This window comes from Xanthobacter sp. SG618 (genome assembly GCF_012932745.1).
GTDB lineage: Bacteria > Pseudomonadota > Alphaproteobacteria > Rhizobiales > Xanthobacteraceae > Xanthobacter > Xanthobacter flavus.
Window position 1 is genome coordinate 298,755 of sequence record NZ_JABBHL010000006.1, and the last position, 15,787, is coordinate 314,541.

At 67.8% G+C, this 15,787-nt stretch carries 15 protein-coding genes; 10 read left to right on the forward strand and 5 right to left on the reverse strand.

Going from position 1 to position 15,787, the window contains the following annotated elements:
• The first annotated feature begins 65 nt into the window (after positions 1–65).
• From FHT36_RS17700 to FHT36_RS17730, 7 genes are all read left to right on the forward strand, one after another.
• A complete protein-coding gene (locus FHT36_RS17700) occupies positions 66–1,457 on the forward strand; it encodes an FAD-linked oxidase C-terminal domain-containing protein (protein ID WP_210257846.1) in 1,392 nt (463 codons plus the stop codon).
• Positions 1,458–1,465: 8 nt separating this feature from the next.
• Complete coding sequence (locus FHT36_RS17705) at positions 1,466–3,004, forward strand: sugar ABC transporter ATP-binding protein (RefSeq protein WP_169123798.1); 1,539 nt, start codon at positions 1,466–1,468, stop codon at positions 3,002–3,004.
• Positions 2,997–3,962 (forward strand): ABC transporter permease, encoded by a 966-nt coding sequence (locus FHT36_RS17710; RefSeq protein ID WP_169123799.1) that lies wholly within the window; start codon positions 2,997–2,999, stop codon positions 3,960–3,962. The genes FHT36_RS17705 and FHT36_RS17710 overlap by 8 nt, the downstream gene beginning before the upstream one ends.
• On the forward strand, positions 3,959–4,933 hold the full coding sequence (locus tag FHT36_RS17715) for an ABC transporter permease (protein WP_169123800.1): 975 nt from the start codon (positions 3,959–3,961) through the stop codon (positions 4,931–4,933). The genes FHT36_RS17710 and FHT36_RS17715 overlap by 4 nt, the downstream gene beginning before the upstream one ends.
• Positions 4,934–4,983: 50 nt before the next feature.
• Positions 4,984–5,982 (forward strand): sugar ABC transporter substrate-binding protein, encoded by a 999-nt coding sequence (locus FHT36_RS17720; RefSeq protein ID WP_169123801.1) that lies wholly within the window; start codon positions 4,984–4,986, stop codon positions 5,980–5,982.
• A gap of 89 nt (positions 5,983–6,071) precedes the next feature.
• Positions 6,072–6,359: a YciI family protein gene (locus FHT36_RS17725; RefSeq protein ID WP_169123802.1), complete on the forward strand. Its 288-nt coding sequence runs from the start codon at positions 6,072–6,074 to the stop codon at positions 6,357–6,359.
• Positions 6,360–6,404: 45 nt separating this feature from the next.
• Complete coding sequence (locus FHT36_RS17730; RefSeq protein ID WP_169123803.1) at positions 6,405–6,968, forward strand: NADPH-dependent FMN reductase; 564 nt, start codon at positions 6,405–6,407, stop codon at positions 6,966–6,968.
• A 97-nt stretch (positions 6,969–7,065) separates the two neighbouring features.
• Here the strand turns inward: FHT36_RS17730 and pcaF are convergent, their stop codons facing one another.
• From pcaF to FHT36_RS17745, 3 genes are read right to left on the reverse strand one after another with little or no spacing between them, the layout of a single operon-like run.
• Positions 7,066–8,268 carry a 3-oxoadipyl-CoA thiolase gene (gene pcaF, locus FHT36_RS17735; RefSeq protein WP_169123804.1) on the reverse strand — a complete coding sequence of 401 codons (1,203 nt, stop codon included), beginning with the start codon at positions 8,266–8,268 and terminating at the stop codon, positions 7,066–7,068.
• Between the two features lie 9 nt (positions 8,269–8,277).
• Positions 8,278–8,961, reverse strand: a complete 684-nt coding sequence (locus FHT36_RS17740) for a 3-oxoacid CoA-transferase subunit B (protein WP_169123805.1) — start codon at positions 8,959–8,961, stop codon at positions 8,278–8,280.
• A complete protein-coding gene (locus tag FHT36_RS17745; RefSeq protein ID WP_169123806.1) occupies positions 8,958–9,680 on the reverse strand; it encodes a 3-oxoacid CoA-transferase subunit A in 723 nt (240 codons plus the stop codon). The genes FHT36_RS17740 and FHT36_RS17745 overlap by 4 nt, the downstream gene beginning before the upstream one ends.
• Positions 9,681–9,839: 159 nt before the next feature.
• On the opposite strand from FHT36_RS17745, the gene FHT36_RS17750 reads away from it, so the two are divergent.
• From FHT36_RS17750 to FHT36_RS17760, 3 genes are all read left to right on the forward strand, one after another.
• Positions 9,840–10,577, forward strand: coding sequence for an IclR family transcriptional regulator C-terminal domain-containing protein (locus tag FHT36_RS17750; RefSeq protein WP_169123879.1), 738 nt, complete (start codon positions 9,840–9,842; stop codon positions 10,575–10,577).
• A 79-nt stretch (positions 10,578–10,656) separates the two neighbouring features.
• Positions 10,657–11,553: an alpha/beta fold hydrolase gene (locus FHT36_RS17755; protein ID WP_169123807.1), complete on the forward strand. Its 897-nt coding sequence runs from the start codon at positions 10,657–10,659 to the stop codon at positions 11,551–11,553.
• A 263-nt stretch (positions 11,554–11,816) separates the two neighbouring features.
• Entirely contained in the window at positions 11,817–14,225 is a 2,409-nt protein-coding gene (locus FHT36_RS17760; protein ID WP_169123808.1) for a DUF3141 domain-containing protein, read from the forward strand.
• Between the two features lie 22 nt (positions 14,226–14,247).
• On the opposite strand, the gene FHT36_RS17765 is transcribed toward FHT36_RS17760, so the two are convergent.
• Both FHT36_RS17765 and FHT36_RS17770 read right to left on the reverse strand, forming a co-directional pair.
• Positions 14,248–14,901: a 3-oxoacid CoA-transferase subunit B gene (locus tag FHT36_RS17765; protein ID WP_169123880.1), complete on the reverse strand. Its 654-nt coding sequence runs from the start codon at positions 14,899–14,901 to the stop codon at positions 14,248–14,250.
• A 35-nt stretch (positions 14,902–14,936) separates the two neighbouring features.
• Positions 14,937–15,590 carry a CoA transferase subunit A gene (locus FHT36_RS17770; RefSeq protein WP_169123809.1) on the reverse strand — a complete coding sequence of 218 codons (654 nt, stop codon included), beginning with the start codon at positions 15,588–15,590 and terminating at the stop codon, positions 14,937–14,939.
• Positions 15,591–15,787: the final 197 nt, after the last annotated feature.

The following is a 15,787-nucleotide window of genomic DNA, read 5'->3' on the forward strand; positions in this document are numbered from 1 at the left end:
CCGGACAACGGGACGCGCAGAGGGAGGAAAGCATGTCTGCCCATATGCCCATCGCAGCGCATCCCATGGATGGCGCCCTGGCGCGGCTCGCCGAGATCGTCGGGGAACGGGCCACCCGCGCCCCCGGCGTGCTCGCCGACCACGGCCGCAGCGAGGCCTACCACCCGGCCACTCCGCCGGACGTGGTGGTGTATCCGGAGACGACGGCCGAGGTGCAGGCCATCGTGCGCCTGTGCCGCGAGATGAAGCTGCCGGTCGTCGCCTTCGGTGCCGGCACCTCGCTGGAGGGCAATGCGGCGGCGCTCCACGGTGGCGTCTGCCTCGACATGGGGCGGATGAATGAGGTGCTGAAGGTGAACGCCGAGGACATGGACGTCACCGTCCAGCCCGGCATCACCCGCAAGCAGCTCAACGCCCAGCTGCGTGACACCGGCCTGTTCTTCCCCATCGATCCCGGTGCCGACGCCTCCATCGGCGGCATGACCTCCACGCGCGCCTCGGGCACCATGGCGGTGCGCTACGGCACCATGAAGGACAATGTGCTGGCGCTGGAAGTGGTGCTGGCGGACGGCCGCGTCATCCGCACCGCCCAGCGGGCGCGCAAGTCCGCCGCTGGCTACGACCTCACCCGCCTGTTCGTAGGGGCCGAGGGCACGCTCGGCGTCATCACGCAGGTGACGCTGAAGCTGCATCCGCAGCCGGAGGCCATCTCCTCCGCCGTCTGCGCCTTCCCCGATCTCAAGGCCGCGGTGGACACGGCCATCGCCGTCATCCAGTCCGGCGTTCCGGTGGCGCGGGTGGAACTGCTCGATGCCGTGATGATGCGCGGCATGAACCTGCACGCCAAGCTCGGCCTGCCCGAGGTGCCGCACCTCTTCTTCGAGTTCCACGGCTCCAAGGCGTATGTGGCCGAGCAGGCGGAAACCACCGAGGCGCTGGCGACCGAGTTCGGCGGCGAGGGCTTCCAGTGGGCGACGACCCCGGAGGAGCGCAGCCGCCTCTGGCATGCCCGCGACAACACGCTCTATGCCGGCCTCGCGCTGCGCCCCGGCGCGAAGGCGATGATCACCGACGTGTGCGTGCCGATCTCGCGCCTCGCCGAATGCCTGGTGGAGACAGCGGCTGACATCGCGCAGACCGGTCTCGTGGCCCCCGTGGTCGGCCATGTGGGCGACGGCAATTTCCATCTCCTCGTGCTGATCGATCCCGCCAGCGCCGAGGAACTGGCCCGCGCCAAGGCCTTCTGCGACCGCCTCGCCCGCCGCGCCATCGCGCTGGAGGGTACCTGCACCGGCGAGCACGGCATCGGCTTCGGCAAGATGGACTTCCTGCCGCTGGAGCTGGGCGATGCCGTGGATGTCATGCGCCTCGTGAAGGGCGCGCTCGACCCCGACGGCATCCTCAATCCGGGCAAGATCTTCCGGCCTCGCGACAGACAGCAAGGAGACGCACCATGAGGGCGGTCATGGCAACGACGCCTCGCCTCGAGCTGGCCGCGCCCCCGGCCGTGCCCGGCACCCCCATTCTGGAGCTGAAGGGCATCTCCAAGACCTTTCCGGGCGTCAAGGCGCTGGACGATGTGTCCTTCGCCGTGTGGCCGGGCGAGGTGCACATGCTCCTCGGCGAGAACGGCGCCGGCAAGTCCTCGCTCATGAAGGTGCTGTGCGGCGCCTATCAGGCGGATGCCGGCGAATACTTCCACAATGGCGAGAAGGTGGAGATCCGCTCCCCCGCCGATGCGCGGCGCTTCGGCATTGCGGTCATCTTCCAGGAATTCTCCCTCGTCCCCTATCTGGACGTGGCGCAGAACATCTTCCTCGGCCGCGAGTTCCCCTCGCGCATTCCCGGCCTGCTCGACCGCCGCCGCCTTTATCGCGAGGCGCAGAAGGTGCTGGACCTGATCGGCCTGGAGGTGGATCCGCGCACCAAGGTCCACCAGCTCGGCGTCGCCCAGCAGCAGATGGTGGAAATCGGCAAGGCGCTGTCGCAGGATGCGCGCATCCTCGTCATGGACGAGCCCACCGCGGCGCTGTCCGACCGAGAGACCGAGCGGCTGTTCGAGGTGATGCGCCAGTTGCAGGCGAAGGGCGTCGCCCTCGTCTACATTTCGCACCGCATGGCCGAGGTGTTCGCCCTCGGCGACCGCATCACCGTGCTGCGCGACGGCAAGCTGGTGGGCCGCGCGCTGCCCGGCGAGACCTCGCCGGACGAACTGGTGCGGATGATGGTCGGCCGCAACGTGGACATGTCCTATCCCCGCCGCTTCGCCACCGAACCGGGCGAGGTGGTGCTGGAGACCAAGGGCCTCTCGTCAAGCAACGGCATCCGCGACATCGACCTGAAGGTGCGGGCGGGCGAGATTGTCGGCCTGTGCGGCCTCGTCGGCTCCGGCCGCACGGAGGTGGCCCGCGCCATCTTCGGCGCGGACGCGGTGACGGCGGGAGAGGTGCGCATCTTCGGCAAGCAGCGGACCGGCGGGCCGGATGCCGCCGCCTTCGCCGGCGTCGGCCTCATCCCGGAAAGCCGCAAGGCGGAAGGCCTCGCCCTCATCCGCACGGTCAGCGACAACCTCGCCGTGGCCGGCCTGCCGAAGCTCTTCCCCAACATGATGTTCTCGCCCGGCAAGGCCCGGCGCTCGGCGCAGGAGCTGATCCAGCGCCTGCGCATCGCCACCCCCTCGCCCAACCAGAGCGTCGCCGTCCTCTCGGGCGGCAACCAGCAGAAGGTGGTGATCGGCAAGTGGCTCGCCGCCGGCACGCGCCTGTTCATCTTCGACGAGCCCACCCGCGGCATCGACGTGGGCGCCAAGTCCGAGATCTTCGCCCTTATCGACCAGTTGGTAGCCGAAGGGGCGGCGGTGCTCATGATCTCTTCCGAGCAGGCGGAGATCGTCCATGTCTGCGACCGCGCCTACGTCATGCGGGGCAAGCGCATCGTCGGCGAACTCGGCCGCGCCGACCTCTCCGAAGAGAACATCGTCCGAATGGGGATGCACGATGAGTGACCACGCCCTTTCCTCCGCTCCCGGCTCCGCGCGGGCGCGCATCCCGTCCGTGCCCGGCGTCGCCGTGGCGCTGGTCGGCCTCAGCGTGCTGTTCGCGGTGGCGAGCCCCGGCTTCCTCACCGCCGGCAACCTCTCCAACATCCTGGTGCAGTCGGTGATCCTGCTGCTCCTCGCACTGCCCATGACGCTCATTATCATGACGGAGGGGCTGGACCTCTCCATGGGCGCGGTGCTCACCCTCGCCTCGCTGGTGCTGGCGCTGATCGTGGTGGCCACCCAGTCGCTGATGCTGGGGCTCGCCGGCGCATTGTGCGTGGGCCTCGCCTTCGGCCTCACCAACGGCTGGCTGGTGGCGTCGCTGGGCATCCCGCCCTTCGTCGCCACCCTCGGCACGCTGGGGGCGGCGCAGGGGCTCGCGCTCATCGTCTCGGACGGGCAGAGCGTGGTGGGCATCCCGCGCTTCGTGCGGCTGGTCTATTCCGGCGAGGTGGCGGGCATCCCGAACCCCATCCTCATCGGCGCGGGCTTCTACGCCCTGTTCCACGTGCTGCTCTATCACACCCGCTTCGGCACCTACATCTGCGCCCTGGGCGGAAACCGCGAGGCGCTGACGCTGGCCGGTGTGAAGTGGAAGCGGCTGCTCATCTCCGTCTACATGCTGGGCGGAGCCATGGCCGGCGTCGCGGCCCTGCTGATGACGGCGCGCATGAATGCCGGCCACCCCACCGCCGCTATCGGTATGGAGTTCGATGCCATCGCCGCCGTGGCGCTGGGCGGGACTTCCTTCGAGAAGGGGAACGGCTGGATCTTCGGCACCCTCATGGGCGTGCTCACGGTGGGCGTGCTGCGCAACGGGCTGAACCTCATGGCCGTGCCCTCCTCGGTGCAGGTGGCCTGCATCGGCGTCCTCGTCATCTTCGCCCTCTTCCTCGACGGCATGCGGAGCAAGAAGTCATGAGCCTCGCCGGCGACATCTCCGCGGGCACGCCCCGCATCCACCTGTCCAAGGACATGCAGCAGCTCATCTACCGGCTGCTGGCGGCGGGCCTTCTGTGCGTGGCGCTGAGCGTCGCGACGGACGCCTTCTTCACCACCAACAACATCCTCAACGTGCTCCGGCAGGCGAGCCTGCTGTTCTTCCTCGCCTCGGGGCTGACGCTGGTGATCCTCACCGGAGGGCTCGACCTCTCGGTGGGCGCCAATATCGGGCTTTCCGCCTGCCTCGCAGCGACCGTCATCAAGGCCACCGGCTCGCCGGCGCTCGGCACGCTCACCGGGCTCGCCACGGGCTGCGCCATCGGCGTCTGCAACGGGCTGATGGTGGCGAAGCTGCGCATCCCCTCCTTCATCGCCACCTATGGCATGCTCTGGGTGCTGCACGGCCTGACCTATTACTACATGGCCGGCGAGACCATCCACGGCTTCCCGCCCGGCTTCCGGCAGATCGGCTCGGGCTATTTCCTCGGCATTCCGATCCCGGTCTACCTGATGATCGGCTTCCTCGTCGCCGGCACCGTCTTCGCCCAGCGCACGGTGTGGGGGCAGCAAATCTATGCCATCGGCGCCAATCCGGTGGCGGCGCGGCTCACCGGCATTCCCGTCGATCGCCGCCTCATTCTCGTCTACGCCTTCTCGGGCGCCATGGCGGGCGTCGCCTCCATCGTCTTTCTCGCCCGGCTGAACTCGGCCGAGGGCGACATCGGCGAGGCGATGACGCTGCCGGCCATCGCGGCGGTGCTCATCGGCGGTGCCTCGCTGTTCGGCGGTGTGGGCAGCGTGTTCGGCACCTTCGTCGGCGCTCTCATTCTCACGCTGGTGCTGAACGGCATGAACCTGCTGGCGGTCAATTCCAGCTGGCAGCCTTTGGTGACGGGCGTGATCGTCATCTTCGCCGTGTGGCTCGACATGATCGGCCGCAAGCGCTCGTGAGGCGTATTTCAAGTCAAAAAGCCAAATATCAAGAATCGGAGGAAGACCCCATGAAGACGTTGAAGTCCAACCTCAAGCTCATCGCCGCGGCGCTGCCGGTGGCGCTCCTGTCCACCGGCGCGCTGGCCGCGGACGAGACCATCGCCGTCTTCACCAAGAACCAGACCAACCCCTATTTCCAGACCGTGCGCGTGGGCGCCGAGGCTGCGGCGAAGTCCATGGGCGCCAAGGTGGTGCACTACATTCCCACCAAGCCGGACTCGATCCCCGAGCAGCTCAGCCAGATCGAGGACGTGATCGTGAAGAAGCCGAGCGCGATCGTCTTCGTGCCGGTGGACTACAAGGCCATGGTGCCGGGCGTGGAGCAGATCAACGACGCCAAGATCCCGGTGGTGAACGTCACCGACCGCTCGGCGGGCGGCAAGTTCCTCGCCTTCGTCGGCGCCGACGACTACAGCCTCGGCCTCGAGACCGGCCGCTACCTGCTCAAGGAAATGGGCGGCAAGGGCAATGTGGTGATCCTGGAGGGCGTGAAGGGCTCGCTCACCAATATCGACCGGGTGCGCGGCTTCACGGATGCCATCAAGGAAAACAAGGACGTGAAGCTGCTCGCCAGCCAGCCCGCCAACTACCAGCGCCTGCAGGGCCTGCAGGTGATGGAAAACCTGATGCAGTCCCATCCGCAGATCGACGGCGTGCTCGCCGCCAACGATGCCATGGCCATCGGCGCCATCGAGGCGCTGGACGGCGCCAACCGCGAGGCCAAGGTCATCGGCATCAATGGCACCAAGGAGGCGATCGACGCCATCAAGGCCGGCAAGCTGCTTGCGTCGGGCGACTATAACGGCTTCGTCCAGGGCTGCATCGGCACCATGGTGGCCATCCGCTCCCTGCGCAACGAGGCCATCGTGAGCGAGGTCGTGCTGAAGCCGACCGTGGTCAACGCCTCCAACTACCAGCCCTACGACGTGCCGCTGGAAGCCCGTACCTGCCCGAGCTGGGCGGATGCCGCCGCCATGGCCACCAAGACCCCGACCAAGACGAACTGAAGACCTTTCGCAAACACGGCCCATGACAACCAGGCGGGGCGACACCGGCACAGGCCGCGTGCCGCCCCGATCGCGAAGGAGCCCATCCCATGCTGTTCGCCATCCACGGCGTTGATCGCCAAGGCGCGCTTGACACCCGCCTCGCCCACTATGAGGCGCACAAGGCCTTTCTGTCCGACACCTCCGCCTTCGGGGTGGAGATCGTCATGTCCGGCCCGCTTGTGGCTGATGATGGAACCACGATGATCGGCAGCCTCTTTCTCATCGAGGCGCCGAACCGCGCGGCGGTCGAGGCCTTCAACGCGGCCGATCCCTTCAAGAAGGCGGACATCTGGGAGCGTGTGACCATCACCGGCTTCCTGCGTCGCCAGGGCTGACGCCCGCAGGGGTGAATGCCCAAGCTCATTTCAAGGAGACGACTTATGGCAAGCGATGCCCGCCCGATCCGGGTGGTGGGAATTTCCGGCAGCCTGCGCAAGGGCTCGTACAACACCATGGCGCTGAAGGCCGCCATGGACCTCGCCCCCGAGGGCATGACCATCGAGGCGGCCGAGATCGGTGATCTGCCTCACTACAATGACGACGTGCGCCTTGCCGGCTATCCGCCGGAGGTGGAGCGCTTCCGCGCCCAGCTGACGGCGGCGGACGCCATCCTGTTCGTGACGCCGGAGTACAATTACTCCATTCCCGGTGTGCTGAAGAACGCCATCGACTGGGCGTCCCGCCCGCCGAGCCAGCCGTTCGACAACAAGCCGGTGGCCATCATGGGCGCCAGCATGGGCGTGCTGGGCACCGCGCGGGCGCAGTATCAGCTGCGGCAGATGCTGGTGTTCCTGAACGCTTTCCCGCTGAACAAGCCGGAAGTGATGATCGGCGCCGCCCAGACCAAGTTCGACGCCTCGGGCGCCCTGACGGACGAGGCGACGGCGGACTTCATCCGCCAGTTGCTCACCGCGCTTGCCGCCTGGACCGAGCGGCTGCGCTGACCTGTTCCTGACCTGTTCCTGACCTGCTCCTGAAACGGCCGCGGCGAGAGGCATTGCCCCTCGCCGCTGCTTTTTTGTTACCTGCCAGAAGGGGCGATCACACCCGCTCCAGCGCCACCGCAATGCCCTGGCCGACGCCGATGCACATGGTGCTCAGCGAGCGCCTGCCGCCGGTCAGCGAGAGTTCGATGGCCGCCGTGCCGGTGATGCGCGCGCCGGACATGCCGAGCGGATGGCCGAGCGCGATGGCGCCGCCATTGGGGTTCACCCGCGCATCGTCATCCGCGATGCCGAGGTCGCGCAGGGTGGCGAGGCCCTGGGAGGCGAAGGCCTCGTTCAGCTCGATCACGTCGAAATCGGCCGGGGTGAGGCCGAGGCGCGCCATCAGCTTCTTGGAGGCCGGCGCCGGGCCGATGCCCATGATGCGCGGCGGCACGCCGGCCGCCGCCCCGCCGAGCACGCGGGCGATGGGGGTGAGGCCGTACTTCGCCGCAGTTTCCGCGTCCGCGAGGATCAGCGCCGCGGCGCCGTCATTGACGCCCGAGGCGTTGCCGGCCGTCACCGAGCCGCCCTTGCGGAACGGGGTCGGCAGCTTGGCCAGCGCCTCGATGGTGGTCGCACGCGGATGCTCGTCGCGCTCCACGAGGACGGGGTCGCCCTTGCGCTGGGGGATGGCCACGGGAACGATCTCCCGCGCCAGTCGGCCGTTCGCCTGCGCGGCGGCGGCCTTGGCCTGCGAGCGCAGGGCAAAGGCGTCCTGGTCGGCGCGGTTGATGGCGAATTCCTCGGCGACGTTCTCGCCCGTCTCCGGCATGGAATCCACGCCGTACTGCGCCTTCATCAGCGGGTTCACGAAGCGCCAGCCGATGGTGGTGTCGTGGATCTCGGCATGGCGCGAGAAGGCGGTGTCCGCCTTGGGCATCACGAACGGGGCGCGGGACATGGATTCCACGCCGCCGGCGATCATCAGGGAGGCCTCGCCCGCCTTGATGGCGCGGGCGGCGGCGATGATCGCATCCATGCCCGAGCCGCACAGGCGGTTGATGGTGGTGCCGGGCACGCCGACGGGCAGGCCGGCGAGCAGCAGCGACATGCGCGCGACGTTGCGATTGTCCTCGCCCGCCTGGTTGGCGCAGCCGAAGATCACATCGTCCACGGCGCCGAAATCCACGCCGGGATTGCGCGCCATGAGCGCCTTCAGGGGCACGGCACCGAGATCATCTGCCCGCACCGAGGCGAGCGCGCCGCCGAAGCGGCCGATGGGCGTGCGGACATAGTCGCAGATGAAGACGTCCTTCATTGCGGACTCCTAGAGCTCAGGAACGATGAGGTCGGCCACGGGGCCGGCGATGACCAGTTCGGCCCCGGTGAGGGACTGGAGCTTTTCGAGCGTGATGGTGGGCAGCTTCTCGCGCAGCAAGAAGCGGCCGCCCTCGATGTCCACCACGGCGAGGCTGGTATAGACCCGCGTGACGCAGCCGACGCCGGTGAGGGGCAGGGTGCAGCGGTCCAGCAGCTTCGGCTCGCCGGACTTGGTGACGTGCTCGGTGATGACCGCGACGCGCTTGGCACCATGCACGAGGTCCATCGCCCCGCCCACCGCCGGAACGCCCTTTGCACCGACGCTCCAGTTGGCGAGGTCGCCGTTCTGCGCCACCTGGTAGGCGCCGAGGATGGCGACGTCGAGATGCCCGCCGCGCACCATGGCGAAGCTGTCCGCATGGTGGAAGAAGGCCGAGCCGGGCTTCAGCGTCACCGCCTTCTTGCCGGCATTGATGAGGTCCCAGTCCTCTTCGCCGGCCGGGGGCTCCTGGCCGAAATCGAGGATGCCGTTCTCGGTGTGGTAGATCACCTCGCGGCCGGCCGGCTGATAGCGCGCGACCATCTCGGGAAAGCCGATGCCGAGGTTCACATAGGCGCCGTCGGCGATGTCCTGCGCCGCGCGCCAGGCGATCTGGGCGTTGGAGAGCTTGGTATCGTCGCTGGCGGTCATGGATAGGTTGCTCCGGCGCGGTTCAGCAGCTCTTCCTGGGCGGGGTTGGGCAATTCCACCACGCGCGAGACGAAGATGCCGGGGGTGACGACATGCTCGGGATCGATGGTACCGGGCGGCACCACCTTCGACACCTGCACGATGGCGTGCCGGGCCGCCGTGCACATCAGCGGACCGAAGTTGCGGGCCGCCTTGTTGTAGGTGAGGTTGCCGAGGCGGTCGCCGAGATGCGCCTTCACCAGCGCGAAATCGGCCTTCAGCCAGCGCTCCTGCACATAGGGCCGGCCGTCGAACTCGGCGGTGGGCTTTCCGTTGGCGAGCTCGGTGCCGTAGGAGGTGGGCGTGTAGAAGGCCGGGATGCCGGCGCCGCCCGCGCGGATGCGCTCGGCCAGCGTGCCCTGCGGCACCAGCTCCAGCGCGATCTCCCCGGCGAGATACTTCTGCGTGAACACACGCGGATCCGCCGAGCGGGGGAAGGAGCAGATGAGCTTGCCCACCATCCCCACCTCGATCATGGCGGCGAGGCCGACATGGCCGTTGCCGGCATTGTTGTTGACCACCGTGATGTTGCGCGGCGAACCGGTCTTCACGAAGCGGCCGATGAGGGCGTGGATCAGCTCGATGGGCGCGCCGGAGCCGCCGAAGCCTCCGATCATCACCGTGGCGTTGTCGCCGATGTCGGCCACCGCCTCCGCGGGTGTGGCGATCGTCTTGTCCATTCTGGTCCCTGTTGCGCCTGGGGCGGCGCCCCTTTCCATATCCGACGAATAAAAAACGGCCCTCTCGACTTCAATCCAATTTGTGCGATATAGGATATTTGTTGACATATCGCACAAATAGAAGGGTGGGCCGTGACCGGCATTTCCCAGCGCGACACCATGGGCGGGCTCGCCAAGGGGCTCTCGGTGATAGAGACCTTCACCGCCGAGCGGCCACGCCAGTCCATCGCCGAGGTGTCCGTCGCGAGCGGGCTCGACCGGGCGACCGCCCGGCGCTGCCTGCTCACGCTCGCCCATCTCGGCTATGCGGATTATGACGGGAAGTTCTTCACGCTCACGCCCCGCGTGCTCCGGCTCGGCACGGCGTGCCTCGCGGCCATGCCGCTGCCGCAGATGGTGCAGCCCTGGCTCGACCGGCTGTCGGAGGAACTGGGGGAGAGCTCCTCCGTCTCCATCCTCGATGTGGACGAGATCGTCTATGTGGCGCGCGCGGCGCAGCGCAAGCTGATGTCCATCGCCCTCATGCCCGGCTCGCGACTGCCGGCCTATTGCACGTCCATGGGGCGCGTGCTGCTCGCCGCCTTGCCGGAAGCGGAAGCCATGCGTCTCCTGCGCCTTCGTCCGCTCGCGGCCCGCACGCCGCTGACGCTGACCGATCCCGAGGCGGTGATGGTGCAAGTGAAGGGCGCGCGGGAGCGGGGATATGCGGTGATCGACCAGGAGGTGGAACTCGGCCTCTGCTCCATCGCGGTGCCCCTTCTCAATGCGCGAGGCGTCGCCGTGGCGGCGCTCAACCTCGGCCTGCCCGCCCTCGCCGGAGACGCCGAAACCCTGGCGGCGCGCTATCTTCCCGCGCTCGTGCGGGTGCAGGGGGAAATCCGCAAGATCCTGAGATAGAAGCGGGCACCCCGCGATGGATCAAGGTGGACCGCAGCCGCCCGCACGATGCTAGAATGGTGCGATCACGCGGGATGCCATGAAAAGAGATACCTTTCACGCGCAGGACGGCGCGAGCCTCGCTTTTTCCGACATCGGCACCGGGCGGCCGCTGCTGGCGCTGGCCGGCTTCACCCGCAACGGGCGCGATTTCGACTATCTCGGCCGGCATCTCCATGACGTGCGGCTGATCCGGCTCGACAGCCGGGGGCGCGGCGACTCCCAGTGGACCGGGGCCGATACTTACACGGCGCTCCAGGAAAGCGACGACGCGCTCGCTTTGCTGGATCATCTCGGTATCCCGCGCGTTGCCATCATCGGCTCGTCGCGGGGCGGAATCCTCGCCATGCTGATGGCCATGAAGGCGCCGGCGCGCGTCGCCGGGGTGTGCCTCAACGATGTCGGGCCGGTGATGGAGCGCGCGGGCCTCGAGCGTATCGGCGCCTATATCGGCGTCGAGCCCGCCGTGACCACGCTGGAGGAGATCGCCGACCGCATGCCGCAGGCCAATCCCGGCTTCCACCATGTGCCGGAACTGCGGTGGGAGGAGGAGGCCATCCGCCGCTTTGTGCAGACGCCGAGCGGGGTGGGCCTGCCCTACGATCCCGATCTGCGCCTGTCGTTCCAGAAGGCCCTGGCGGCACCGGCGACGGACGCCTGGCCCCTGTTCGACGCCTGCGCCGGCGTGCCGCTGGCCCTGATCCGCGGCGCCAATTCCGACGTGCTGAGTGCCGGCGCCGCGGCGGCGATGGCGGCCCGGCGCCCGGACATGATCTATGCGGACGTGCCGGATCGAGGCCACACGCCGTTCCTCGACGAGCCGGAGGCACTGGCGGCGATCCACCAATGGATCGACCGCTGTTCCTTTGCCGAAAAAGAGACGCCATCGCGGGATGTGGTGGGCAGCGACGCTGCGCAGCAGCAACGCACCGGCTGAAGCGGACCGGCGCGGCACCCGCGAGATTCGCGATGCAGGGGCGTATCCTGAAAGATTTTCTGTCTACGCGGACGGTCTGCGCGGGATAAAGCTTGAGCCATGTTCAATCAAGGATGCCGTCCTCCGGCTAAGCCGGCTCAACTGTTTTGATCTACAGCAGACACCGGATTGCAGCATTGTTCCGCTAAGGAGATGGCTGCAGTCTTTATTTCTCCGTGCGCGCGACGCGACCGGCATAGACTGCCGAGTGACGGGAGAGTGCGGTGAATACTGCGGACAGCAAGACGGGCGATCGCAATCCGTTCTTCGCGGCTGTAACCGACGGCAACGCATGGACGGCCCGCCAGCGGGCCCTTGCTCTTACCGCCCAGCTCTCGGAATGGTCGACGGTGGGTGAGCTGACGTCGAAGGCGGCCGGACGGCATTTCAACAACATCTCGGCCACCCATGGCGAACGCCTGCGCGCCACATTCAATGCCTTGACCGGCCTTGTGGCCGAGGTGACCAAGCCGCGCGCCTCGCCCCTGTCCTTGCTCGGCGAATTCCGGGACTACGCCACCGACCGCACCCAGCGCGCCGTCCTGATGGCGGATTGCCTGCGCGAGCGCGGCGACACCTTCTTCGCCCACGAGGCCGCCGGCTGCCCGCCGGTGCTGATCTACGACTATGAGATCGCTGTGGACGGGCGTCAGCTGCCGCGCCCTTGCAACTACATGCTGCTGAAGATCACCCCGCCCGAGGGCATTGAGGTGCTCGACTGGAAGCGGCCCTACGTCATCATCGATCCGCGTGCCGGCCACGGCGCCGGCATTGGCGGATTCAAGGCTGACAGCCAGGTGGGCGTGGCGCTGAAGGCGGGGCATCCCGTCTACTTCACCGCCTTCTGGCGCAATCCCGAGCCGCGACAGACGCTCGCCGATGTCGCCCGCGCGGAGGCCTCGTTCGTCCGCTATGTGCAGGAACAGCACCCGGACGCGCCCAAGCCGGTGGTCATCGGCAATTGCCAGGGCGGCTGGGCCACGCTGGTGCTCGGTGCCTCCAATCCCGACCTCACCGGACCGCTGGTGCTCAACGGCGCGCCGGTGGAGACCTGGTCCGGCGACGTGGGCTCCAATCCCATGCGCTACAATGCCGGCCTCCTCGGCGGGCAGGTCCAGCCCATGTTCTGGTCCGACTATGGCGACGGCGTCTTCGACGGCGCCTGGCTGGTGCTGAACTTCGAAATGCTGAATCCGGGGCGCACGTGGTTCCGCAAATATTACGACGTGTTCGAGAAGGTGGACACCGAGCGCGGCCGGTTCCTGGAGTTCGAGAAGTGGTGGAGTGGCTTCTTCCTGCTCAATGAGCCGGAGATCGTCTGGATCGTGCGCGAGCTGTTCGTCGGCAACAAGCTTGCGCGCAACGAGGCGCGCCTTGAGCACGGTCGCGTTCTGGACGTCAAGCAGATCCGCTCGCCCATCATCGTGTTCGCCAGCCACGGCGACAACATCACGCCGGTCAAGCAGGCCGTGAACTGGATCATGGACGCCTACGCCGACGAGACCGAGATCAAGATCCGCGGCCAGCGCATCGTCTACATGGTCCACGATTCCATCGGCCATCTCGGCATCTTCGTGTCCTCCTCCATCGCCCGGCGCGAGCACCAGGAGGTGGCCTCGACCCTGAAGACCATCGAGGCTCTGGCGCCCGGCCTCTATGAGATGATCATCGAGGACGAGATCCAGGACGGCGCCGACAAGCACTTCACCGTCTCCTTCTCGGAGCGCCGCCTTTCCGACCTGCCCGGCTACGGCGACGGCCGGCAGGACGAGGTGCCCTTCGGCGCGGTGGAGCGCCTGTCCGAACTGCAGGGCGAGCTCTACGACATCTGCGTGCGGCCGTGGGTGCAGGCCTGCGTGACCAAGGCGAGCGCGGAACTGGGGCGGCAGCTTCATCCGCTCCGGCTGCAGCGGGGGCTCATGTCCTCGCGCAACCCCTTCCTCGCCGCGCTGCCGGGCGCGGCCCAGACGACCGCGCAGAGCCGCCAGCCGGTCGCTGAGGACAATCCGTTCGTTCTGGCCGAGAGGCTCGTCGCCGATGCCATCGAGCAGAGCTTCGACATCATCCGCGACGTGCGCGACGCCTGGTACGAGACGCTGTTCTTCAGCATCTACGCCACGCCGCAGATGCGCTGGTTCGGCCGCAACTTCAATTTCGAGCGGACGCACAAGTCCAGGGAAGAGCTGATCGGCCTTCCGGAAGTGCGGTCGGCGCTGCTGCACCTCTCGTCGGGTGGGTTCGTGGAGGCGGTGATCCGCATGCTGATCCTCCTGGCCGACGCGCGTGGCACGGTGCGGCGCGACCGGCTGGAGCGGTCCGCCCGGGTGCTCACCAAGGACGAGCCCTTCCGCTCGCTGAAGACGGACCAGCGCGCCCAGATCATCCATGAGCAGAGCCTGATCGTGGAATATGCCGGTCCCGCGGCCATCGAGACCCTGCCGCTTCTCCTGCGCACGCCGGAGGAGCGGCGCCGGGCGGCCGAGGTGGTGCAGTTCGTCCCCGGCGCGCTGTCCGACATGGAGCCGCGCACCCTCGCCATGCTCCAGCGCTTCCACGACGTGCTTGGCCTGCCCCCGGCGACCATGGATGTGCTCACCGATCCGCTCGGCACCCTGACGGAAGCGGCGCAATAGCGCCGCCCCCACGCAAGGGTAATCAGCCGATCCGCATCTCGGGCACCTCATCCTCGATGATGAGGCGCGCCGACGTCTGGACAAGGATGTCCTCGACGCGCACATCGGGGCCGCGCTCGCGCAGCAACAGGCCCTCGCGCGTCGGCTCGATCACTGCGAGTTCGGTGACGATGAGGCTGACGCGACGCATGGCGGTGAGGGGCAGGGTGCATTCGGGCACGATCTTGGCCTCGCCCTTGGCGGAGTGGACCATGGCCACTACGACGCGCTTGGCGCCCGCGACGAGGTCCATGGCGCCGCCCATGCCGGGAACCATCTTGCCCGGCACCATCCAGTTGGCGAGATAGCCCCGCTCGTCCACCTGCAGGCCGCCGAGCACGGTCATGTCGAGATGGCCGCCGCGGATGATGCCGAAGCTCATGGCGCTGTCGATGGAGGCCGCGCCCGGCACCGCGGTGACGAAGCCGCCGCCGGCGTCCGTGAGGTGCGGGTCCTCCATGCCTTCCGGCGGGCGGGCGCCGAGGCCGATCACCCCATTCTCCGCCTGGAAGTAGACGCCGTAGTCATGGGGAATGTAATTGGCCACCATGCTGGGCAGGCCGATGCCGAGATTGACCAGCATGCCGGGCTTGATCTCCTGCGCCACCCGGCGGGCGATGATTTCCTTGGCGCTCATGCCAGCGCGGGGGCGGTCCATCACCTTGGCATCCATCACGCTGCCCTCGCGAGCATGTGGTCGACGAGCACGCCCGGCGTTTTCACCGCATCGGGCGGGATCACGCCGATGGGGACGATCATCTCCGGCTCCACGATGACGGTGCGGCCGGCCAGCGCCATGATCGGGTTGAAGTTGTGGGCGGTCAGCGAATAGAGCAGGTTGCCGGCATAGTCCGCCTGCTGCGCGGCGATCAGCGCGTAGTCGCCATGGATGGGCTTTTCCACCAGATAGCGCTTGCCGTCGATCTCGATCACCTGCTTGCCCTCTTCCACGGGCGTGCCGATGCCGGTGGCGGTGACGACGGCGCCGAGCCCCACGCCGGCGGCGCGGATGCGCTCCACCAGCGTGCCCTGCGGCACCAGTTCCACCTCGATCTCGCCCGCGATCATCTTCTGCTGGATTTCGGGGTTGAGGCCGATGTGCGACATGATCGCCCGGGAAACGGCGCCGGCGCTCACCAGCTTGCCGATCCCCTTGCCCGGCATGGCGGCATCGTTCGCCACCACGGTGAGGTTCTTCACCCCGCGCGCCACCAGCGCGTCGATCATGCGCTCGGGCGTCCCCACGCCCATGAAGCCGCCGATGAGCACAACGGCACCGTCCGGCACGATGTCCGCCGCTTCCTCCGGTCTGATCGCCTTCCTCATGTGTCCCCCTCCCTCGCTCCGCCGCCGCTTCGGGGTAGCCGACCCTCGTCTGGCGGCCCGTGCGACGACGATTTCCTCGTTGGTCGGAACCACCATGATGCGCGCTCGGCTGAAGTCGGTCGAGATCACCCGCGCGGTGCGGTCGATGTCTCACCTCCGAGCTTTGGCGCGGGGGAGGTCGCGCCCAGCAAGGCGCC